At 71.2% G+C, this 21,355-nt stretch carries 25 protein-coding genes and 1 pseudogene; 1 reads left to right on the forward strand and 25 read right to left on the reverse strand.

Annotation, left to right across the window (positions count from 1 at the left end; genetic code table 11):
• Nucleotides 1–168: 168 nt before the first annotated feature.
• The 6 genes from AB0917_RS06360 to AB0917_RS06385 form a co-directional block, all read right to left on the reverse strand.
• Entirely contained in the window at nt 169–3,687 is a 3,519-nt protein-coding gene (locus AB0917_RS06360) for a phage minor head protein (protein ID WP_366818322.1), read from the reverse strand.
• Entirely contained in the window at nt 3,674–3,868 is a 195-nt protein-coding gene (locus AB0917_RS06365; RefSeq protein WP_366818323.1) for a hypothetical protein, read from the reverse strand. The genes AB0917_RS06360 and AB0917_RS06365 overlap by 14 nt, the downstream gene beginning before the upstream one ends.
• 13 nt (nt 3,869–3,881) lie before the next feature.
• A complete protein-coding gene (locus tag AB0917_RS06370) occupies nt 3,882–4,118 on the reverse strand; it encodes a hypothetical protein (RefSeq protein ID WP_366818324.1) in 237 nt (78 codons plus the stop codon).
• Complete coding sequence (locus AB0917_RS06375) at nt 4,115–5,815, reverse strand: hypothetical protein (protein WP_366818325.1); 1,701 nt, start codon at nt 5,813–5,815, stop codon at nt 4,115–4,117. Before AB0917_RS06375 ends, AB0917_RS06370 begins: the two co-directional genes overlap by 4 nt.
• Nucleotides 5,812–6,150, reverse strand: a complete 339-nt coding sequence (locus AB0917_RS06380; protein ID WP_366818326.1) for a DUF1360 domain-containing protein — start codon at nt 6,148–6,150, stop codon at nt 5,812–5,814. Before AB0917_RS06380 ends, AB0917_RS06375 begins: the two co-directional genes overlap by 4 nt.
• A 412-nt stretch (nt 6,151–6,562) precedes the next feature.
• Complete coding sequence (locus AB0917_RS06385) at nt 6,563–6,838, reverse strand: hypothetical protein (RefSeq protein WP_366818327.1); 276 nt, start codon at nt 6,836–6,838, stop codon at nt 6,563–6,565.
• 56 nt (nt 6,839–6,894) lie between these two features.
• Here AB0917_RS06385 and AB0917_RS06390 point away from each other — a divergent pair, with 56 nt between their 5' ends.
• Nucleotides 6,895–7,140 carry a hypothetical protein gene (locus tag AB0917_RS06390; protein ID WP_366818328.1) on the forward strand — a complete coding sequence of 82 codons (246 nt, stop codon included), beginning with the start codon at nt 6,895–6,897 and terminating at the stop codon, nt 7,138–7,140.
• 119 nt (nt 7,141–7,259) lie between these two features.
• Here AB0917_RS06390 and AB0917_RS06395 read toward each other — a convergent pair whose 3' ends face one another.
• The 19 genes and pseudogenes from AB0917_RS06395 to AB0917_RS06485 form a co-directional block, all read right to left on the reverse strand.
• Complete coding sequence (locus tag AB0917_RS06395; protein WP_366818329.1) at nt 7,260–7,571, reverse strand: hypothetical protein; 312 nt, start codon at nt 7,569–7,571, stop codon at nt 7,260–7,262.
• 128 nt (nt 7,572–7,699) lie between these two features.
• Entirely contained in the window at nt 7,700–9,154 is a 1,455-nt protein-coding gene (locus AB0917_RS06400; RefSeq protein ID WP_366818330.1) for a phage terminase large subunit, read from the reverse strand.
• Entirely contained in the window at nt 9,151–9,558 is a 408-nt protein-coding gene (locus AB0917_RS06405; RefSeq protein WP_366818331.1) for a hypothetical protein, read from the reverse strand. Before AB0917_RS06405 ends, AB0917_RS06400 begins: the two co-directional genes overlap by 4 nt.
• Before the next feature lie 107 nt (nt 9,559–9,665).
• On the reverse strand, nt 9,666–10,277 hold the full coding sequence (gene folE, locus AB0917_RS06410) for a GTP cyclohydrolase I (protein WP_366818332.1): 612 nt from the start codon (nt 10,275–10,277) through the stop codon (nt 9,666–9,668).
• A gap of 46 nt (nt 10,278–10,323) precedes the next feature.
• Nucleotides 10,324–10,953, reverse strand: a complete 630-nt coding sequence (locus tag AB0917_RS06415) for an HNH endonuclease (RefSeq protein ID WP_366818333.1) — start codon at nt 10,951–10,953, stop codon at nt 10,324–10,326.
• Nucleotides 10,954–10,985: 32 nt separating this feature from the next.
• Nucleotides 10,986–12,542 carry a hypothetical protein gene (locus AB0917_RS06420; protein WP_366818346.1) on the reverse strand — a complete coding sequence of 519 codons (1,557 nt, stop codon included), beginning with the start codon at nt 12,540–12,542 and terminating at the stop codon, nt 10,986–10,988.
• A 15-nt stretch (nt 12,543–12,557) separates the two neighbouring features.
• Nucleotides 12,558–12,701: pseudogene (locus AB0917_RS06425) on the reverse strand (7-carboxy-7-deazaguanine synthase QueE); the annotation flags it as partial.
• On the reverse strand, nt 12,698–13,123 hold the full coding sequence (locus AB0917_RS06430) for a 6-carboxytetrahydropterin synthase (protein ID WP_366818334.1): 426 nt from the start codon (nt 13,121–13,123) through the stop codon (nt 12,698–12,700). The pseudogene AB0917_RS06425 and the gene AB0917_RS06430, both read right to left, overlap by 4 nt.
• Entirely contained in the window at nt 13,123–13,569 is a 447-nt protein-coding gene (locus AB0917_RS06435; RefSeq protein ID WP_366818335.1) for a hypothetical protein, read from the reverse strand. The genes AB0917_RS06430 and AB0917_RS06435 overlap by 1 nt, the downstream gene beginning before the upstream one ends.
• Nucleotides 13,566–14,498, reverse strand: a complete 933-nt coding sequence (locus AB0917_RS06440; RefSeq protein ID WP_366818336.1) for a hypothetical protein — start codon at nt 14,496–14,498, stop codon at nt 13,566–13,568. Before AB0917_RS06440 ends, AB0917_RS06435 begins: the two co-directional genes overlap by 4 nt.
• Nucleotides 14,495–15,202: a hypothetical protein gene (locus AB0917_RS06445; protein WP_366818337.1), complete on the reverse strand. Its 708-nt coding sequence runs from the start codon at nt 15,200–15,202 to the stop codon at nt 14,495–14,497. The genes AB0917_RS06440 and AB0917_RS06445 overlap by 4 nt, the downstream gene beginning before the upstream one ends.
• Nucleotides 15,203–15,541: 339 nt before the next feature.
• Nucleotides 15,542–15,850 carry a hypothetical protein gene (locus AB0917_RS06450; protein WP_366818338.1) on the reverse strand — a complete coding sequence of 103 codons (309 nt, stop codon included), beginning with the start codon at nt 15,848–15,850 and terminating at the stop codon, nt 15,542–15,544.
• Nucleotides 15,851–15,942: 92 nt separating this feature from the next.
• Nucleotides 15,943–16,800, reverse strand: coding sequence for a hypothetical protein (locus tag AB0917_RS06455; protein WP_366818339.1), 858 nt, complete (start codon nt 16,798–16,800; stop codon nt 15,943–15,945).
• 155 nt (nt 16,801–16,955) lie between these two features.
• The gene (locus AB0917_RS06460) at nt 16,956–18,080 is read right to left on the reverse strand and encodes a hypothetical protein (protein WP_366818340.1); all 1,125 of its coding nucleotides are present in this window, start codon (nt 18,078–18,080) and stop codon (nt 16,956–16,958) included.
• 168 nt (nt 18,081–18,248) lie between these two features.
• Nucleotides 18,249–18,875, reverse strand: coding sequence for a hypothetical protein (locus AB0917_RS06465; RefSeq protein ID WP_366818341.1), 627 nt, complete (start codon nt 18,873–18,875; stop codon nt 18,249–18,251).
• 91 nt (nt 18,876–18,966) lie between these two features.
• On the reverse strand, nt 18,967–19,668 hold the full coding sequence (locus tag AB0917_RS06470; RefSeq protein ID WP_366818342.1) for an NERD domain-containing protein: 702 nt from the start codon (nt 19,666–19,668) through the stop codon (nt 18,967–18,969).
• 53 nt (nt 19,669–19,721) lie between these two features.
• The gene (locus AB0917_RS06475) at nt 19,722–20,153 is read right to left on the reverse strand and encodes a DUF6884 domain-containing protein (protein WP_366818343.1); all 432 of its coding nucleotides are present in this window, start codon (nt 20,151–20,153) and stop codon (nt 19,722–19,724) included.
• A gap of 236 nt (nt 20,154–20,389) precedes the next feature.
• A complete protein-coding gene (locus tag AB0917_RS06480; protein WP_366818344.1) occupies nt 20,390–20,782 on the reverse strand; it encodes a hypothetical protein in 393 nt (130 codons plus the stop codon).
• Nucleotides 20,783–20,938: 156 nt separating this feature from the next.
• Entirely contained in the window at nt 20,939–21,253 is a 315-nt protein-coding gene (locus AB0917_RS06485; protein WP_366818345.1) for a DUF3560 domain-containing protein, read from the reverse strand.
• Nucleotides 21,254–21,355 lie beyond the last annotated feature (102 nt).

Genomic DNA, 21,355 nt, shown 5'->3' on the forward strand with positions numbered 1-21,355 from the left:
CTGGGAGCTACCCGACCTTAGCGGCCTTGGGCTTCTCCCTGACCACGCTGCCCGGGTACCGCCGGGACACGTTGTCAGCTGTCGGCTTTGACGCCCCGGTGAAGACGACTTTCCCGGCCTCGGTGACGACTTCGTACTGCTTGCGGTTCTTCTGGCACGAGCATGCCATTAGGCCGCTCCCTTCTCGACGGTGCCGGCGAGTCCGGCGGCGACTTCCTGACGGGCCGGGGCGAGGGACGCGGCCAGGCGCTCCACCTCGGCCCGGTTCGCGGCGTGCTCGGCCTCCCTGCGCTCCATGGCCCCGGCGAACCGGTCCAGGAACGCGGGGCTGGTGAGCAGCGCGGCGACGGCTTCGACCAGCTCCCCCTGTCCGGCGGTGTCCGGGCTCGTCGCGGACACGGTGTCCGGGCGCTGTCCGGGCAGGTCAGCCGGGGTGGACACCAGACGTCCGGATACCGGGGCGGACGCGTGCGCGGACGCGGTGTCCAGGTGTCCGGGCAGGGTGTCCTGCCGGGCGGCGGACGCGGCCAGGGCGAGGTTGGAGCGCTCCACGACGGACGCCAGGAGCGGCGAGGAGTGGCCGGGGACAGGTACGGACAGGACTGCCCGCAGTTCGTACCGTCCGCCGGGCCCCTGCCGCAGGTGGTAACTGGGCTGGCACGTCTGGAACGTGAGGGCGTCCCATTCCGAGAGCCACGGGGCCGAGGCTCCGGAGAACCACAGCCCGCCGTCGTTCATGCCCACCGTGACGATGGCGCCGACGGTGCCGGAGTCGTCGAACTGGCAGGCGGCCGTTTCGCACTGGGCGCCGTCGCGGTGGTGGCCTACCCCCATGGTGAAGGCGCCGACCTTGACGTACGTCCCGTCATCCAGGACGAACCGCTGCCGCAGGAAGTGGCTGAAGTCCAGGTCTCCCAGGGACTCGATCGTGAGGTTCTTCCCGGGGTAGCCGGCGTGCGGCACCCCGCGCTGAGCTACCCACCCGTAGACGCGGCCCTTGGCGTAGTGGACGCCGCCGGAGCCGGGCGGCAGCTCCTCGGCGGTCGGCTCCTTGAACCAGGCGGCGGGCATGGGCGGCAGGTCCTGCATCGCGGCCCAGGCCGACGCCACAAGCTCCTGGAGTCCCTGGTCCTCGTCCTCTGCCGGGAGGGCGGCAGCCGTGGCCTCAGCCCCTTCGGGGAGGGAGGAGACGCCGACGTACAGGCCGTCCCCGAGGTGGACCAGGCGCCCGGCTTCGGCGGCCCGGGTGAGGTGGCCGCGCGCGGTCTGCATCGTGATGCCGAGCGCGCGGGCCACTTCGCGGACGCTGACGGCGGCCGGGGAGGAGGAGACGTACCCGACGACCCGCCAGTGGTCATCGCCCGGTGAGGAGGCGATGAGGGCGGCCACCTGTCGCATGGAGGCTGCGCGGTCGGCGTCCTCGTCCTCGACGGGGTCCAGGACGATCCGGGCGCGGCTGTAGGCGGGCATGGCGACGAGCGTCGCGCCGCGCAGCCGGGCCCGGGTGATCCGCATGATGAAGTCCCCGGCGCGCTCGGAGTGGATGACGATGCCGTCCGGGTCGTCCGGGTCCCCGGCCGCGGCCTTCACCCCATCGCGCTTGCCCGTGTTCCGGAGGCCGCCCACGAGGCCGAAGGCCTGCTCAGCTGCCGCAGCCGATACCCGGCCTCCGGGGCCGGTGATGAGCTGTACGGAGTGCCGGGCCTGGGACATGGTGGTGCCGGACGCCGTCCACCGCCCGACCGTGGACGCGTTGATCCTCCATGCTCCGTCCGGGAGCTGCATGACGCTCGCGGCCGGCAGGGACGCGGTCATGACCGCGAAGTCCTCCCCCTCGCCTTCCGGGGCCGGGCTGGTGACGAACTCGACGTCGACGTCGTCCAGGTCGACGGACACCCCGAGCGGGGCCTCTTCCTCCAGGAGACTCTCGACGTCCTTGCCGGCCGGGCGGCTGGTGTAGAGCACGCCGGAGCCGGTGATGCGGTTGCTGTCCCGGCTTGCCGTCTCGATGGCCCCGACCAGTTCGGCGCCCTGGTGGCCCATCAGCATCTCGTCGGCGTACTGGAGCGGCATGCTGGTGTCCTCCCAGTACACGGAGCCGGCCACGAAGAGGCGGCCGTCGCCGGTCTCCTCGTTCTCGAAGGCCAGAGCGGTGTCGTCGGGGTTGGACCAGCTGCGGATCGGCATACCGTCCGCCGTGGTGTCGGTGTCGGGTTCCATGGGCTCCTCCTGGGGGCCGAGGGGGATGTCGGTGTGCTCGCCGGCGAAGGCCACGCGGATCCGGTCGAAGGTGACGGGGCCGAGCCGGGCCTCCAGCTCGGGCAGCAGGCCGGGGTCGTCGGAGTACGCGGCGCAGACGTGCGCGGCCCATGGGGTGTGCTGGGCGGGGATGTCCGGGCCGTGCCGGTCCTCCAGGGCGTACGTGGCTGCCCAGTGAGCGGACTGGAGGGTCGGGGCGTCGTCGGGGCGGTCGCGGTCGTCGCCGACGGACCAGACCCAGGACGGTTCATCGCTGCCGGCGTTCCAGTGGTTCGCGCCGAAAGCCCGGCCGTAGACCAGGTCGTCCGCGAGGCCGTGCTCCTGGACCTTCGTGCGGACGTTGTCGATCAGCTCGGTGCGCTGGTCCTCCGACCAGTCGGCCCCTGCGCCGAGGAAGTACAGCGTCAGGTGCAGCTCCTCGACGGCCTCGCCGCCCTCGATCGCGAGGCGTTCGGCGTCCTCGGCGGTCGGGATGAGCGCGATCATCGCGCCGGACAGATGACTACCGTCGGCCGCAGCCGTCACATGGTCGGACACGATCGACTCCTTCCGTGGATTCTTAACCGGGCTCCCGGCGGTCGTCTGAGATCCGAAGGGATCGCGGCCGGTGAGGTGTGGAAAGCCCTCCCAGGTGGCGACCACGTCCCGGTCCGCGGCCTGGACCCGGAGGATGCAGCGGCAGTTGACCGTGAGAGCGGGTGGGGCGGTCGGGTCCAGCGGGGCGGACATCTCCACCCCCGCGACGGTGAACGGCTCGTCCAGGAAGCGGAGTTGCCCATCCACCTTGTCGTGGGCGTCGCGCACAGAGGTGTCCCGGCGGGTCTGCCACTGCTTGACGAGCGGCCTGTCCGGGCCGGTGAGCGCCTGGGCCGCGGCAAGGGTCGCGGTGTTCCAGGCCCGCCCGGCTTCCGTACGCGCGATGCGCTGCTCCCTTGCCGTACCGAGCTGGGCCCCCTCACGGCGGAACGCGGCCAGGAGCCGGTCACGGAGCTCGTCGACGCTCTCCTCGGCCTCCACCCCGGCGGCCAGTTCCCGTACGGCGACGTCGGCGAGGCGGTCGCCCACGGCGCGCAGCAGGTGTTCCGTGACCTGGACGTACTCCCCGATGCCCGGCGGAAGTTCCCGGCCGTCCTCATGGCGGCCGGGCAGGTCGTCCCAGCCCTCCGGGAGCGGCATCTCGACGGTGTCGGCCGTGTCGGTGGCGGCGGTCTCGGCGACGCGCAGCAGTCGGCGCACGATCCGGGGCATCCTCGACGCCCACATGCCGGCGATCCGGGACACGCTGAACCGGGCGGCCACGATCTCCGTCGCGTCCGCGAGGTCGTCGGCGAACTCCGCGGCGATCTCCGCGAGGACCGTGAGGACGATCTTCGCGACGTCGGTCTCGGCCTGGTCGAGCTTGGTCTCCAGTTCTTCAGCGGCGGCCACGGGCGGCGGCCTCCTTCGGGCGGTAGAAGGCCATGGGCTCCAGCTCGACGCTCTCGTGGCCCTCGATGACGAGGACCGGGGTGACGATGACGCCCGCGTCCTGGTCTGCGGGGAGATCGGCGAGGGCGCGCGCGGCGTCACGGTGGATCTGGCGCATGAACTCGCTGATGAACTCGCTCATGAATGCGGAGGGGTCATACACGGCGGGCCTCCTGGTCGGCAGGGTCGTCGCAGATCTCGCACCAGGCCCATGTGCCGACGGTCGAGACACCGTCCGGGGTGAGCAGCAGCACGGAGCCGGTGAGCCGCGACCAGGCCTTGCACGTGGTGCACCACTCGACGCGCCAGTCCGCTCCCGCAGTGACGAGGGCGGGGGGCGGCAGGCTCCGGGCGGCCGGGACCATCGTCTGCGGCTGCTCCTCGCCGGTCACGCCGCGGCCTCGGTGCAGCTGCTGATCGCGGCCGGTACGACCGTGTAGCTGTGGGGGATGCCGGCGGCGATCAGCTCCCGGCAGTACGTGTCGAGGCTGTCCGCCAGACACTCCGGGTCCATGCCGTAGCGGCTCGCGACCTCGGGGGTGCGGGTCCATGCTCCATCGAGGAGGCGCCACTGCTCGACCTGGACGGCCTCCACCCGCAGGAGGGTGTGGAGTTCGGCGGATTGGACTTCCCGGGCCTGGGCGCGCCGGGAGCGGGGGCAGGCCGGGGTGCGGCGTAGCTTCTCCCCGGCGGCGGAGAGGGCCGCCCAGATCAGCCCGTCGGCGGCGGCGACCAGGCCCTCGTTCAGCGTCGGAGCGGCGGAGGCGGGGAGGGTGTCGGGGTCGCTGTTCGTCTCATCCACAGGAAGCTCCGTTCCGCCGCCTGGCGACTGCCTGTGTCGGCGGGCGGCGATCTCATCAGGTGTGGGGGCGTCGCTCTCGTCGAACCCGGTTTCGCGGCGCAGGGCCTGGGCGCTGATCCCGCCAAGCTCGAAAACCTGGACGGCGGTCTGGGATCGGTTGGTGCGGACGCGGAGCGGGGAGGAGTCCGCGGCCACCACGTACTCGCTGGCGTCGGCGATGCCTTCGCTCTCCAGCAGGGGGTGCAGCCAGAACCGGGTGTAGGCCTGGGTGACGATGTCGAGGCGGGGCACGATCCCGAGGCGCACAGCCTCCTGGGTGAGTCCCCACTGTCCCCAGTGGTTGACGTCGCCGAGGCCGAGGAGGAATTCCGCGGGGATATCGGCGGCGGTCGCGAATCTCCTGATGTTCTCCGCGCGGAGCTGGATCGCGAGCTCGTCGAAATTGGACTCGAAGGTGAGCCGCTGGATGGAGCCGACCATCTCGGCGGGCACTTCGAGGATGATCGGGACGGTGGCGGCAGCGGAGTCCGGCTCACGGATCGCGGTCTCCGCGACCTGGAGGAACACGTCGATCAGGTCATCCTCCTCCTCGCCCTTGGTGCCGGTGGTGGGGAAGCGGGCGCCCTTGGGGACGACGAGGACGCCGCGGCCGGTGAGGCGGGAGAGGGTGACGGCCCGTACGGCGGCACTGAGGAGGCGCAGCTCCTCCAGCTCGTTGAGGCTCCCCAGGACCGGGGAGTCGGCGAGCACGTGCCTCTCGGGGCTGGGGTCCCATACCCGGATCGCGATCGGGGCCGTGTCCGGGACGCCCTTGTCGGGGTCGGTGGCCGGGATGGGGACCGGCTCCCCGCCGATCGTGGCTTCCAGGTTGGTGCCCTTGCGGCTCATCTCCAGGACGGAGACCACGTGCCATTCCGTGCGCTGCTCACGGAGCGGGCGGATGACGGTCCAGGCCTCCCCGGCGACGGCGAGGTGGCGGCCGTACTCGCGCAGGAGCTGGGCCTGCCCCTGAGGGCCCCCCGCGATCTCCGCGACGATCCGGGCGGCCGGGTGGTCGTCCGGGACTCGCTCGATGTCGGTGCCGCTGGTGGTGTGCCCGGCGTGGAGCAGCGCCCCCGACATGGCGTTGCCGATCCAGTTCGCGAAGGACCGGACCTCCGGGGTGCGGTAGAAGGACCAGGCGCGCGCCTGGTCGCCCTGGGTACCGGACTGGGCTGCCGACCCCGGCTTCTTGGTCGTGCTTGTGGCGTACCGCGTCGCGGCGGCGGTGATGTCCTTCCGGGTCACGTGAGGCGCCCGAGCGTGTCATCGACCCGGTTGATGGCCACGGCGGCCCCTGCGACGGCGAGCCACTCGATGCCGTGGACGAGGAGCGGGGTGCCGGTCCAGCTGCCGGTGACGAGGAGGTACGTGGCCAGGAGAGCGCCGGAGATCCACCAGCCCATGCAGTAGACGCAGGAGATCAGCGTGATGACGAACTCCCGGGCGCCGGACTCGGGGCGGGCCTCGTGCCACTCGTGGATGCGGTCGCGGACGGGGTCGAGGATGCTGTCGTGGACAGCGAGCTGCGTCCCCCGGTAGCCGGCGAAGGCGAGGAGGACCAGCTCCCAGACGGTGATCATTTCGGCCCCTTGGTGACGATCTTCGTGGTGGTCGGCGGAGCACTATAGAGCAAGCCGTCGATAGCAAGATCGACACCCGGAATCTGATCAATCCCTACGGGTCGAAGGCCCCGAATCTGATCAATCCGAAGGTTCGGCGGGGTGTACCCTCCTCGCCATGAGGTGCCGGCGGTTACGCCCATACAGCGTCCGGGCGGCGCAGAGGTAGACCCACTCTGCATCCATCGGCGCCTCCGGCCCGGAGCGCAGCCGGACCTGGCTCGGGCCCCCGGGGTGTACGTCCCCTGGGGGCCCGCTCCGTCTGCGGGACGGCGCCGGTGAGGCGCAGCGGGCTACGCTCCGGAGTCTCGCCCGTCAGCGCTTAGGAGCAGCTCCGGCCACGGGCGCGACGTCCAGGGCAGCAGCTCGATACTCAGAATAGGGCGAACGCGTACTCGTCCGTCTCGTCCGTCTCGTCCGTGGTGGGCTCGGTGTCCGGCTCGTCGAGGTCCAGCTCCATCTGCCGGCCGGCCTCGGGCAGGTCGACGGTGGTGAGCGACTCGCTACAGGACACGAGGGAGCCGTCGGGGTCTCGGCGCGCGCCCGGGTCGTCGTGCCGCCATAGGTGGCCCTTCGTCAGCGATCCGGCCATGGGGGCGACAGCCGTCGGCCGCTTGCACTTCGGGCACTCCACGCGGGGAAGCTTCACGGTCCCAGTGTGGCGGACCGCTCACGGTCTGTGCCACGGATTGCTAGCGTCGCCCCGTGGACGCAGACGACATCCCGATGAAGCCCATTCCGGTGAAGGTGCTCCTCGCGGAGGCGGTCATGGCCGACGGTGCCGTTCATGGCCAGTCGGTCACGGCGTCTGCCACGTGGCCGGACGAGGCGCTCGCCATGACGGAGGAGTCGCTCATGGACCTGGTGCGGCAGCGCTACCCCGGGGCGGTCGAGTACAAGTCGCTGGGGTGGAAGGACGCGGAGGTGTGGGTCCCAGAGGACGAGGCGTAGCGGGTCTAGGCTGCTGCGCCGGGGGCCGGTGGTCGGCTTGACGCCAGTGCCCATGGGAAGCGCCGAGGTCGATCCGCACTCGGTGGCCACCGGCCCCCCTCTCGCGTCGAGTTACGCGGTCACCAGGTGAGCGGGATCGGGATGCGGAGGACGCCCGTCTCCATCACCTGGGCCACCATGCGGGCGCGCTCCCCCATCCGGTCGTTCGCCTCGTCCGTGCCGAGGAGGTCCGTGACGAGACGGGCCCCGATCCGCCGGGCCGCGCTCTCGGTGACGCCTTCGGCGGCCAGGGCGTGGCCGAGCCGGTCAAGGACCGTACGCAGGCGATGCACGTCCGCCGCGTACTGGGCGTCGTGGAGCGCCGCGCGCTGCGCGTTCGGGTTGCGGTCCAGGTGCTCGCGGAGCAGCTGCTCGCCGTCGAGGAGAGTCATGGCGGCAGTTTCCCACGGGCCGTGGCGGCGGCCTGCCGGCGCGGGCCGTACACTCCGCGCGCATCCACGAGTTGCGTAGCGACCCCCGACTGAGGCGGGCACTGGCGTGCCCGCCTCAGTCAGCTTTGCTACCTGCCGCCGGGGTGACCAGCACCTCCCCCGCTCGCGATGCTGCGCCCGTAGCGGGAGGCTGCCGTGCTGCTGCGCCCCGTGGCCTTGGCCGGGGACCGTACCGAGGTCTGCCCGACGAGGTCCAGCTCCGCGACCGCGTACCGCATCGCGTCCATCCCGTGGTCGTCGACCTTGAGGGGCTCCTCCGGCTCTGGCTTGCTGAGGGCGGACTCCTTGGGCTTGGCCCATACGTAGCTGGTGATCTCCTCGGCCGTGCATAGGGGCCTCTTCGCGTCCGCGAGGACTTCGTCCCGCTCCACCAGGGTGTCCCGCATGAACACCATGCGGGGCCGCCCGTCGCCAGCTGCCTTGAGTCGGGTCTTCCCGGCCTGCAACCCGGACTTGACGGCCTTGTGGGCGGCCGTGGTGGTGAGGCCGAGTTCCCGGGACAGGACGGCTCGCCCTTCGGCGTCGTGGTCGCACACCACGGCGATCGGCCGCGGCTCCGTCCACACCCGTGTCCCGTCGTCCTCGACCACGCTCACCTGATCCAGGATGTCCCGGGCGTGCTGATCCACGGTCCGGCGGCTCATGTAGATCTCGCGGTACAGCACGAGGCGCCCGTCCGGGTCGATGGCCCACCACTGGCACACGAACGGGTTCGTGAAACCGAAGTCCACCGTCCACAAGCGCGGCCACTCCGCCGGCACGGCGAACCGGTCGACCAGGTGGACCGTCTCGTCGTACTCCTCATAGATGACGCCCTCCGCGGCCGTCCACCTACCGTCACGCAGCCGCATCCGCCGGACCCCGGTGAGCGCGTCCAGCTTCTCCATGTACTCCTGCCCGTCCTGGGTGTAGCTCCCGTCCCGGTTCACGTAGGCCGGGTTGTCCCGGTGCGAGGACGTCAGCATGGTCATCTGCCCGCCATCGGCGCGCTGCTTGATCCAGTGCTGGGGGTGGGCCGGGTTGGTGGCCAGGATGATCTGCTTGTACGTGGGCGCCTGGCCCCGGAGCCGGGTGATGAGCGTTTCGTGGAGGTCCAGCGTGACCTCGACCGCCTCGTCCACGAAGACGCGGTCCAGCTCGGCCGACAGGAACTTCTCCGGGCGGTCGCCGCCCGCGACGAGGATCGTGGAGCCGTTGGCGTACCGGAACGCGGCCGGGTCCTTCCCCGAGCCGCCGAACCAGCGCACCGTGCCGTCCTTGAGCGCGGCGGCCGCGACCTTCCGCTGAAAAGTGATCAGGGTCGTCGCGGTGAGGCTTGTGTGGGTGGCGCGCAGCATGAGCGCCTGGAGCTCCGGCACCTTCATGGCGGTGAGGTGGAGCTTCCAGCAGGCTGCCAGCGTCTTCCCGGTCCCGGCCCTGCCGACGGCCGCGACCTCCGTGTCCCGGCACTTCAGCAGGTCCAAGTTCGCGCCGCGCGGCTCGAACTGCACGACCAGGCGCTCCGGCTCCGGCTCCGCCTTCACACCAGGTCCTCCGGGTCCAGGCCGACGATGTGGTACTCGGTGATCTCCCCGGAGTGCTCGACCTTGACCGGGGCGGACAGCCCTTGGAGCCGGTCACGGGTGTTGATGCACTTGAGGACGATGTCGGCGGCCTTCTTGTCGCGGTCCTTCACGGCAGGGCTCCAGAAAGCCGCCTGGAGGCGGTCCAGGCGCATGACCTCCCGGCGGCGCAGTTCGTCGACGTCGTCTTTGGTGCGGGCGATGCTCTCCTCGATGGCCCGGTCGATGCCCTTCTTCGCGGCGGAGGCGTCCGCGTAGCCAACCTGGTCGGCGATGGTGCGCAGGTCCAGGCCGGCGATCTGGAGGGCGAGGGCCTTCTTGCGTCGCTCGGCTGCGGTGAGGCGCTGGCCGGGTGAGCTGCCCATGAGGGGGTGCCTCCCTGGTTTCACGGAATGTGTCCATGTTTCGGTTTCAACTACCGGGGTGGGGGCGGGCACGGTGTGGGTGTGCCCGCCCGGGTCCGGGGTGGTGGTTACCGGTTCATGAGGCGGTGGAGCTCGGCGCGTGCCTCCCGGTCGTCGCGCCATGTGCCGGTGTAGGAGGCGGTGACCATGACGGACCCCGGCTTCCTCGCTCCTCGGTGAGCCAGGCAGCCGTGTTCGGAGCGGATGACGCACGCGGAGGCGAGCGGGGAGAGGTGGCGGTCGAGGGCGGTGGTGACCTGCTGGGTGAGCTGCTCCTGTGTCTGGAGGCGTCGGGCGTAGACGTCCAGGACACGCGGGAGCTTGGACAGTCCGGCCACGGGGTCGCCGGGGCGGGGCTGGTAGGCGATGTCCGCGTGCCCGGTGAAGGGGAGCATGTGGTGCTCGCACAGGGAGGTGAAGGGGACGCCGGTGACCATGATGGGGCCGCCGTCGTGGTCAACGGGGAAGACGCGGGCAAGATGTTCGGCCGGGTCCTCGGCGTAGCCGGCGGTCATCTCCTCCAGGGCGCGGAGCACGCGGTCCGGGGTGTCGACCAGGGCCGGGCTGTCCGGGTCCAGGCCGCGGCCGATGAGCCAGGAGCGGACGCCCTTGCGGTAGGCGGTGACCGTCTTACGGCGGGCGGCGGGGGCGTTCAGTACGGGGGTGATCGCAGTGCGCATGGTCAGCATCCCTTCTGGGGGCCACAGCAGGGATGCTGAGACCTGATCAGTTCTGTTGTTGCTTCAGCCGCTCGCGGCGCTTCTGTTGCGCACGTCTCGACTTCTCGTTGCTGCATGTCCTGCAGCGTCGTCGCCCTCGGTCTCCGCAGGTGTTTTCCGGGGTGAACTCGTGGCCGTTGACACAGTGAGTTTTGTCCTGCATGCGAGGACCGACGGTCTTCCCTGCGGCCTCCTGCTTTTGCCGGTACTTTTCGTTGGCTCGGTCCCTTCCACAGGCGCGGCAGTAGCGCGAGCCCGCCAGTACACGGGTGTTCTCCGGGGTGTACTCGTGCCCCTTGGGGCAGTGCGTCTTCTTCGCGTTGAGCGCTGCCGGCGACGTGCCCCGGAGGGTGTTCTCCCTGGGGGTGACCACCTCCAGGTGAGCGACGTTCCAGCAGTTGCGGTACCGGCAGCCGCGAGCGGCTACGTGGTCCACGTGAGCACCCTTCGGTACCTGCTGGCCCGTCAGCTCCTCCCAGGCGGCGGCATGGGTGGGACGGGAGCGCCCGTTGTAAGTGATCTGCCCGTAGCTGCCGGGGCCGTTCTGGGTGCCTCCTGTCCAGAGGTAGCAGCCCGTTTCCGGGTCGATGGTCGTGCGCGCCCACAGGCGCGGCAGGAGGGGAAGCCTGTTTGCCACACGGTGACTTTACCCCCTGTCTGCACGCTGTCTCACCTGCCACGTTCGTCTCCCCACAGGGCGATGTGGAGGCGTTGGGTGAGGTTGTAGCCCGCTGCGATGGCGGGTTCGGCGAGGCGCTGGAGGCTGTCGGCGAGGTCCGGGGCGCTGGTGCCCTCGGGCATGATCCACACCAGGTGTTCCGGGATGTTGTGGTCGCGGACGAAGCGGTCGACCTCCTCCAGGTCGGCGGGGCCGGTGCAGACGAATTTGAAGGCGACGCGGCCGGTCCAGCGCAGGACCGCGAGGGCCTTCCCGTTGATCCGCTTGTCCTCCGGGTCCCCGGCGTGGGCCAGCTTGGGCGAGCAGTTGAAGCGGGTCACCCGGGCCGCGGTGAAGGGGGTCGGGGTGACCGTCCCGTTCGTCTCGACCTCGATGTCGGCGCCGGCGCCTTCCAGGGCGACGAGGAGGGAGTTCCATCCGTCCTGCTGCTGGTGGAGCAGCGGTTCCCCGCCCGTGATGACGACTAGGCCGGGCAGCCCCTCCATGGCCCGGGTGACGATGTCCTCGACGGTCCGGCGGGTGAGGGTGGCCCGCAGGTCGAAGCGGGAGGCGTCCCACGTCTCCGGGGTATCGCAGTTGTGGACGAGCCACCCCTCGGCGATGTAGTTGCCGGTGCTGGTGGTGAGCGCGATCACCTCGCCCTCTCCGGCGTCCTCGACAGAGATGACCTCTCGGGCGTTGTTCGGGGCCCGGCCGATGCCCTTGGCCAGGGCATGGGCTTTGGCCGGGGTCGCGCCGCTGAAGAACCGCCACATCTCCCCGCCAGCGGTGCGCAGGCGGATTCCCTTGGGCTCCCGGGCGACGCCGAACCCGAGGCGTACGGCGGCGTTGTAGGCGCGCTCGTAGACCCGGCGCCCGTCGTCGCTGGTGGGGTACTGCGAGATACGGATGATGCTGGTCTGGGACAGGCTGCCTTCGGCGTCGAAGATCCCTGCGAGGTACCCCCATGACCAGGACTCGCTGTCGACGTCTTCCTCGACCCACGCCTCCAGGCGCTCCGCCTCCTTGTGGTTGGTGAGCCACAAGCACGCCTGAGTCCCAGGGCCCTTGAAGCCGGTACGCGTGTGGACACCGGGGCGCAGGGTGTATCCGGCCCGAGCGGCGTACTCACGGACGCGGTCCAGCATCGTCTGGTCGTTCAGTGCGAGGCGGAACCGCCGGTAGGTCCGGTCCTTGGCTTTTTGCCGGAGGGTCCAGAAGGAGCCGTCTCCGTCTGCCATGCCCGCGATGTAGCCGCGCTCGTAATCGGCCTGGTCGCGTTTCACGGGATCGGCGAGGAAGGTGCAGTTCAATCCCTGGCTGCGGGAGAACTCCCTCCAGCCGGACCGCACAGATGAGTTCTTGGACGTCCAGGCACGGGTGTCGGCGGAGCACACGAGACCACCATTGACGCGAACGAGGGGTGCCTGGCGGCGCGCTACGTGGGTGACGGTGGACTCCGCGAGGGCTCCGTGCTTGCCGTTCCCGGGGGTGGTGCGACCGAGCACCACGTCCCCCACTTCTAGCAGCTCAACGGGGGTCCAGGTGAAGTCAGGCCGCAAGATCATCGTGCCCGCGACCGTACACCAGTGGCAAGAGAGGTTGCAGCCGCCGAGGCGGATGAAGCCGCAGCGGCGCCCGGTCGACGGCCCTTCGCCTTGAACGGTTGGTCCGAACGTCTCTCGGACGACGAGGGTGTGGGCTAGGTCCACGGTGATGGTGCTCATGCGGCGGTCCAGGTGGCGGCGTTGACGTGGGTCTCGGAAACGCTGACGCGGGTGACCCGGGCGCCGGGGGCGTGCACGAGGTCGAACAGGGCGTCGCTGGCGACGCGGGCGATGAGGGCGGCGACGTTCTCGACGGTGGGCCAGCCGGGGACGCCGTGGACCTTGCCGTACTGGGAGAGCAGCGGCAGCAGCTCGTCCTTCGGGCCGAGCATGAGCCCGTGGTCGAGGTGGGTGTCGATCCAGCGGCGGAGCTGCTTCTTGAAGGGGCCGAACTCCACGACGAGCCCGTCGGCGAGGTCGGGGGCCTCGACGGTGACCTCGGCCCACCAGGAGTGGCCGTGGAGGGACTGGCACTTCCCGGGCAGGTGCGGGAGCCGGTGCCCGGCTTCGAAGTTGTGGCGGACCGTCACGGCGTGCGGCATCAGTGGGCTCCCAGGAGGGTGTGCGGGCGGGCGACGGTGTAGCGGGTGGTGGAGTTGTCGTGACCGATGTCGTCGTGGACGCCGATGACGTCCAGGTGGACGGCGCGCAGGCGGTACTCCCCGCCCCAGGGCTCCCACTCGGGGGCCACGTAGCCGTCCAGGTGCGCGAACAGGCGGTCGGCGATGTCCTCGTTGGTGGCGTCCTTGAAGACCTTGCGGGTGAGCTCGTGGATCCGGGCCTCCAGCGCGGCGTTGGTCTCCGCGAACGAGGGGTAGCCGTGGCGGCCGACGGTGTCGTACACCACGGTGACGGCCCCGGTGTGGGAGTGGGCGCGCAGTCCCATGGCCCGGTTGACGTTGGTGAAGTAGATACCGAACGGGCCGACGTCCACGGTGCGCAGCAGGGCGGCGGGGACGGGGACGGTCTCCGGGTAGGTCTCGGTCACGGGGTGCTCGCTTCCTGCCGGGCGGCCTGGATGCCCGCTGCGGCGCGGTAGAGGTTGGTGGTGGTGGCCTCCGCGAGGTACAGGTGGAGGCCGGGGGTCGCAGTACGGGGCCCGCCCCGGGTGACAGGGTTGTGCCGGCCGGGCGGGATGGTGATGGGGCCGTGACGGGCGCGGATGTACTCCTCCGCTCGACGCCAGGCGACGGCGGCCAGCACGGTGGCGTCAGTGCGGTTGTAGGTGGCCCGGGAGGCGAGGGACAGCGGGCTGATGTGGTGCGCGCGGACGAGGTCCCGGTGCTTGAGCAGTGCAGCCCGGTCGCGCATTTTGATGTCGGTCCAGGTGCCGGTGGTGGTGTCGAAGAGTTTGACGACGCCGAAGCGGTAGCCAGACGTCCAGGTGGAGGAGTCCACGCTGTAGAACGGGAACTCCCGGAGTGCTCGCCACACGGTCATGCCGAACCCGTGGAAGACCGCGCGGTCTCCAGCGAGGCGGAAGGCCTTGGCGACCCAGGGCAGGACGTCCTTGACGGGGTTGCCGAGGAGCTTGCCGAGGGCAATGTATGTGTAGCCCTCGTCCAGGTAGCGTTCCAGCCACTCCCACGGGTCGCCGGTGTGGAAGACGGGGATGGGCTCCAGGCCGTGGTCCTCCAGTTCCTTCTGGTTGCGCCACGTGGCCTCGGGTCCGCCGATGACGTCCAGGTTGGCGTACAGGGTGAGTTGGCGGTCCCACTTTTGGCACCAGGCGGCGTACTCCTCCAGGGTCAGGTGGAGGCCCATGGTGCGGGCGGTGTGGGCCCCGGAGTCGCCGAAGATCATGGTGTCCGGGGTGGCCAGCTTCCCGACGAAGTCGCGCATGTTCGTCGGGCGCCAGAACGCGTACGAGCACAATGCCTTGAACGGCTCGCCCCGGCCGCCGAGGTGGACGCTCACGCCGTGGCCTCCGTGGTGGCCCGGGTGCGCTCGATCTCGTCCAGCAGGCCGAGGAGCTTGGCCTCGTCGTCCTTGCCCGGGTGGGCGTCCAGGGCCACGCGCCACCGGTCGAAGGTCTCCGCGTCCACGGACATGCTGATCTTGGGGCGGAAGATGTCTTCGTTGGGTTCGCCGTGGTGGTCGGCCAGGTCCTGGACCTCATCCGGCGGGGCGGTGAGCAGCGCGGTGATGTCCTCGACGTCCCGGGGGGTGTAGCCGGTGCCGTCCAGGTCGTCCAGGCCGGCGAGGAGTTCGGACAGCGCCTCGTAGTCGTAAGTCCCAAGATCGGACGCCCTGTTGTCCACGATATTCACCCGGCGGGCGGTGTCCTCGTCGCACCGGACGACCTCGCAGCGCGGGGTCGGCTCCCATGCCGGGTCGTTCTGGCAGATCCCGCAGGGCCGTACCCCGCGCCCGGCCTTGACCTTGACCCCGCAGTCGCCGGGCCCGTGGGCACCGAAGGCCTGCATGGTGTGGTTGCCCGCGAGGACGACGAGCGGCCCGTGCTCGATCTCCCGGACGACGAGAGAGCGGTACTGCCCGTTCTGGCGGAGGCTGGAGAGGATCGTGTCGACGTCGCCTCTCTTGGCGTTGCCGGGGTACGGGGTGAGCTGGTCCAGGGGGACGAGGGCGGTACGGGCGTAGGTTGCCTGATCGGTCGTCATGGGTGGTGCCCTTCCTGCTGGTCGAGCGGCACGAGCGCAGTGCCCTCGTATGTGGCCTGTGCCATGGGCTGGCCCTTCCTCGTCGTGTATGGCAGCGCAAGAGGATAAGCGGAGGTTGCGACCGGCACCCCGAGACGGGTTACCAGTGCTGATCAGAATCGGAGTTGACGGCTTTTCGACGGACAGGCGGAAGGGCCCACACCGGGTGTCCGGGTGGGCCCTTGCGGGTGGGTCAGGAGGCCGAGAGCGCCAGGTAGGCGAGCGCGGCGGCCGGGACGTGTGGTCGGACGCTTCGGCCGGACGAGGCTGTCCCTGCGTTCTGCCGTACGACCGGAGGGTTCACGGGGCGGGGGGAATCGCGTGCGCGCCCCTCCTGGAGGACGCGTTCCCGAGGTACGTGACGAAGGAGTTGGCGACCTCATCGCCATGGTGTGCCTTCACCCACCGCACGGCGGCCGCGAGCTGCCGGCGGTACGCAGCGGCGTGCTCCAGGGTGCTGCGCGTCTCCCGATCGCTCGTGTCCGTAGCAATGACCTCCACGTCAGCCACCGAGCTGAGCTCGTCCCAGACGTCCGCGATCTGGTCCGCAGAGAATCCGGGGTGGGGCGGGTGCGCCGCGACGAATGCGGCGATGTCTTCGGTAGTCATCCCTCAGTGGTGGGGCGCTCCGCGCCGCCCCGGTAGGGGGTTCCGCGATCAGGAAACGATCAGGAAAACACGGAGACCAAGCTCGACGGAGGTCAGGGCTGCTCGACCCCGGCGGCTCGCAGCAGCTCGGTGACGGTGACGACTCCGTCATAGGCGTGCCGGGAGTCCAGGACGGCGGTCAGGGCGCGCAGGGCGCGGAGCACGATCCCCGGGGCGCCGTCGTCCTTGAACGTCTCCCGGGCGTTGGACACGAGGCGCGCGGCCTCGTCGCGGTCCGGAGGGAGGTAGGTCAGCGTCATGATGACGTGGCCCGGGGGCGGCGGCAGGGGCGGCACGGAGTCGCCGGCGGAAGCCGCGGCCGGGGTGGGCTCCGGTCCGGTGGTGTCCGGGGCGCCGGGGGTGCCGGTCGGCCGGGCCGGCGCCTGCTCCTCCTCGTCGGGCTCCGGGGCCTCCTCGTCGGCAGCCTCCTCGATGGCGGCCAGGAGGCCGGACAGGTCTTCGTCGCTGTAGCCGGTGCCGTCGAGGTCGTCCAGGCCGCCGATCAGGTCCGCGAGTGCCTGCTCATCCCAGCCCCCCAGTTCCCCGCTGCGGTTGTCCACGAGGTTGATGCGGGTGGCGGTGTCGTCGTCGCAGTGGACGATCTCGCACCGGGCGGACGGCTCCCATTCCTGGTTGCCGCACACCCCGCAGGGGCGTTCCTCGTCGCCGGCCTTGACGGTCATGCCGCAGTCGCCGGGGCCGTGGGCGGCGATGGCCTGGGTGGTGTGGTTCCCGGCGAGGACGACGTACCGCCCGGGATCGGTCTCTCGGACCACGAGGGCGCGGTACTGGCCGTTCCTGGTGAGGCTGGTGAGGATGGCGCCGACGTCCCCGCGCTTCGCGTTGCCGGGGAACGGCTGGAGCTGGGCGAGCGGGATGGTGTCGGTGCGCAGGTAGGTGGCCTGGGTCATGGTCTTCCCCTGGTCGGCGTCGTGAGGGCGCAGAAGGATAAGGCCAGAGGGGGCAGGCTCCCCGTGGCCGGACCGGCAGCCCGTGAGGGGGGGTGGGTGTCCGGGGAGACGGTGAGGGGCCCGCACGCGGATGTGTGCGGGCCCCTGGGGGTCGGCTACTGCGGTGCGTCCGGCATGTACGTGACGGTGACGCGCTTGCGGCGGGCGGAGAGGTGGCGTCCGGACAGGTGACTGTCCACCAGGGCGAGGACCAGCGGCTCCACCCGGGCCGGGAAGAACTCCCGGCCCTGGACGGGCGCCTCGCGTACCTCGGCGAGGGCGGCCAGGACGGTCCGCTCCAGCGCCGGGGCGACGTCGCCGGGCAGATCCCGGTGGACGCGCAGGACGGCGCGGAAGCCCGCGCGGGCATGGGTCCGCAGTCGGGGCCGGGGGTCGCCGGACGTGATACCGAGCTTGAGCACGTCGCGGACGTCGTCGCGGACCACGTAGAACGCATCCCACACCTTGCCCGCGCAGCTCCGGCAGGCGCCTCCCCCCTGCTGCACGTGGCTCGGGCGCGGGGTGCAGTCGTGTCCGGCGGCGCAGCGCACTCGGTGCCCTCGGTCGTTCCCGAGCCAGACCGGTTCGAGGAGGGTGGCCCCCAGCTCCGCGAGACGAGCGCGGAACGCGGCCTCGGCGGTCGCCGGGTCCATGCCCACACAGGTCCGGCAGATCCCTTCCCCTTGCTGGACGCCGTTCGGGCGCGGGGTGCAGTCGTGGCCCGCCGCGCAGCGCACCCGGTGCCCTCGGGTGGCGCCGAGCCACGCGGGTTCGAGGAGGGTGGCCCCCAGCTCGGCGAGGCGGGCCCGGAACGCGGCCTCGGCTGACGCGGGGTCCCTGCGTGCGCAGGTCCGGCAGACTCCCCGGCCGCCCTGGACGCTCCTCGGTTGCGGGGTGCAGTCGTGTCCGGCGGCGCAGCGCACCCGGTGCGGCTGGCCGTTGCCCAGCCACGCGGGTTCGAGGAGGGTCGCCCCCAGCTCCGCGAGGCGGGCCCGGAACGCGGCCTCGGCCGTCGCGGGGTCCGAGCCCGCGCAGGTCCGGCAGACCCCTCGGCCCTTCTGGACGCTGTTCGGGCGCGGGGTGCAGTCGTGCCCGGCGGCGCAGCGGACACGGTGCGGCTGGCCGTTGCCCAACCATGCGGGTTCGAGGAGGGTCGCCCCCAGCTCCGCGAGGCGGGCGCGGAACGCGGCCTCAGCCAGCAGGGAGGAGGGGCGCCGGGGCGCGTCGGTAGTCTGGGACATGTCGTCACCGCTCTTTCGGTGGTCGGCACGGCCCCCGTGGTGCTGCCCGCGAAAGCTCACCCGGGGGCCTCTGGCTGCCCTCATTCTACGGTCATCGTGCCTGGTCAGAGGGGTTCAGAGATGTGGCAGGGGCCCGTACGCGCACCGTGCGGGCCCCTGCTGGTCGGGTCACGCCTCGTCGGGCACCAGGCCCATGAACTCGCTCACCTCCATGACCTCGCCGTCGCCCATGTCCGCCGGGGCGAAGAAGTCGTTCAGGAACGTCTCCAGGTCCATCGGCTCCTCCTCCTTCGGGGTCGGGGTGGGGAGGTGGCGGGCCAGGAGCGAGTCCAGGAAGGTCTGTCCGGGCAGGCGGGCCGGGGGCTCCTCGGCGGTGGGCTCGACAGCGGCGAGGGCGTCGGGGTCGATGACCTCGTGGTGCGCCTCGGCCAGGCAGGGGTCGGTGGGGTCGAGATCGAACTTCACCGCCGGGTGGGGGCGGGTCATCGCCTTCAGGTTCGGGAAAGACAGGACGTTGACCTTGAAGGTCTCGATGCGCTTCACAGCGCGGCTCGCGTCGACGGCGGCGGTCACCAGGGGGCCAGAGTTGTGGTTGCGGGCGGCGTGCACGGCGGCGCGGGCGCCCTTCTGGGCGGCAGACAGGGCGTCCACCTTCCCGGCCGCGTGCAGCTCCTCGATCGCGGCGCGGACTGCGCGGGTGTGCTGCGTCTCCATCTGGCGGACAGTGCCGGTCTGCTCGGTGCGGATGGTGCGACGGGTGCCGTGCACGGTGACGGTGGTCTCGCGGTGCGCCATGGTGTTGCTCCCCTGCCGGTGGTGTCCCTGTCCCAACACCCACATACTTGCAACCTGATATTGCAATGTCAAGTTGCAACATCAGGACACGTTAACGGCCCAGGTATGGCGGTAGCACGCGCTCGGCGGTGGCCACCAGGGCCTCCGCGTGGCGCTGCCCGGGGACGTGTGCCTGTGCTTGGAGGACGGCGGGCAGGCGGTGCGCCGGCACGATGCGCACGGGGCCGAGGGCCAGTTCGGTTGCCGGTCGCTTGTGGGGGCCGAGGAGGCGGGCGCCCTCGATGGCGACGATGGCGACGACCGGCACGCCGAGGGCCCGGGAGACGGCCGCGGCCTCCTTGCCCGCGCTGGTGATGCGCCGGGTGACGTCGAGGTTGCCGTGCCAGACCCGGCCCGCGTGGACGGTGACGGGGAAGCGGGGGTGCATCACCTTGGGGTCGAGGACGAACGGCTTCCCGGCCGGGCTGATGGCCAGGCCGTCGACGTTCGCCGACCCTTCCCCGGGCGGGAGGGCGAGGTCGTAGCGGATCCACCAGCCGGCATCGGTGAGCGGCTGGAGGCGCGCGGCGGCGCGGCGTTCACCACGCGCCCCTTCCTCCCAGTTGCGGGCCTCCCGCTCTGCGCGGGTGTCGATGCCGAGGGCGGTGGCGAGGCGGACGAGGGGCGTACGGAGCTGCCGGGTGCGGGCGGCAGCAGATGCGCCGGCGGAGGCGCTGGGGCCGCGGCGGGTGTTGTAGCGGCGCCAGGCGTAGACGGCGGAGGCGGTAAGGGCGAGGGCGAGTAGCAGGGACACGGGTTCTCCAATGAGCGTGTGGTTCCCCGGGCGGTCGTCCGGGGCGGGGCGAGTTAGAAGAGAGGGAAGAGGGGTTCGGCGCGGAGCTCGGCAAGGCGCTGGAGCTGGCGGCCGATCCCACGGCCGGAGAGGGGGGCGAAGGCATGGGGCCAGACGGCGCGGGCGGCGGTGACGTACAGGGCTCCGGCGAGGACGACGACCGTGGGGGCGTCTGCGAGGCCGAGCCCCTGGGCCTGGTCGCGGAGGCGGTCGGGGGTGACGCTGCCGGGGTCGCCCATGCGCATGTCGTACGGCGCGGTGACGCGGTCGAGGGGCAGGAGCCCGTGGAGGCCGGAGAGGATGACGGTCGTGCCTCCGGTGGCGGTCAGGGTGTCGGCGGTCTGCCGGCAGGCGCGGTGATAGCTGCCTTGGTAGAGGTCTCCGGCCGGGGCCGGGCGGTCGAGTTTGCGGGCGGCGCAGGGGATGACGACGAGGGGGCCGTTCATGGGTGTCCTTTCTGTGTCCGGACGTGTCCGGAGAGGGGGCGCGGACGCGTCTGGGAAGGTGTTCGGGACGTGTCCGCGCGGAGGGTGTTCCTGCTGGTCGGACGCTGTCCGGACGCGTCTGGGCGGGTCGTGTCCGTGCGCCTCCGGGGGCCCGTGCGGGCGTCCTCCGGCGGGCCGCGTCCGGACGCCGCTGCGGACACCGTCCGGGAGAGCGTCCGGACGGTGTCCGGAGGAGGTCAGAGCGGCGTGCGGATGGTGATCCCGTGCCGCTCCGCCATGGCCTTGCAGCGAGGGCAGGACACCGTCCGGTCCGGGCTCTCGTAGAGGCCCCAGAACTTCGCCTGCGGCTTACAGAGCGCGTCGCCCTGGACGCGGCTGAGCCTGCCGGAGCTGAGTGGCTGGTCGAGAACGGCGTGTTCGCCGTTGGCCATGCGGGGGCCCTGGCGGAGGTGGTAGGCGGTGCGGACGTGCGCGGAGGGGACGCCGGGGTCTACGGGCGGCAGCTCGCGCGCCTTGCTGTACGGCGTCGAGGACGGCGGTACGGGGTCCTGCTCGCCGGGGTGGTCCCGCTCGTACGCGCTCTTCATCGCGTCGAACATGCTCTGGAAGCTAGTGGAGTCGCCGGTCATGGTGTCCTCGCTGGCTGGTGAGTGAGGGGTGGGGCCGCGCGCGCCCGGGGCGACCGGGCGCGCGCTGAGGTGATCAGTCCTAGGCGGTGTCGGCGGCGGCCCGGTGGCCCCGGACCTCTTCCCACCCGTACTTGTCGGTCCAGCTGTAGCCGGTCGTCACGCTGACGGTCTTCGGGTTGGCGCGGGCGACCCTGCGCCACTCGCCGCGGACGTGGACCAGGCGGTAAGGGCGCCCTTGATCGCGGTGTCGATGCTGCGGTTCAGGAGGTTGCGGTGGGCCCGGCCGCGCGGGCCAGGCATGACCGGCTGCCCCAGGGGGAGGTGCTCGACCATCTCGTCGGACCGGCGGTGCAGGGACTCGGCTTCCTGCCGGAGCTTGTCGCCCTTGGCCTCCAGGGCGGCGCGGCGGCCCTCCAGGCGCTCGCGCTGGTCGGCGCGCACCGTGGCGTTGTCGCGGACCTCGCCGTCCACGGTGACGGTGGCGGTGTGTCCGGCATCGCGCCTGCAACTGTGGTTCATCGCGGCCACCACGGTGCTGGTGGTGGTGGCCTATTTCGTGAAGCGCAATCGGGT

The organism is Streptomyces sp. NPDC007346, assembly GCF_040703535.1.
In the GTDB taxonomy this organism is placed as follows: Bacteria; Actinomycetota; Actinomycetes; order Streptomycetales; family Streptomycetaceae; genus Streptomyces.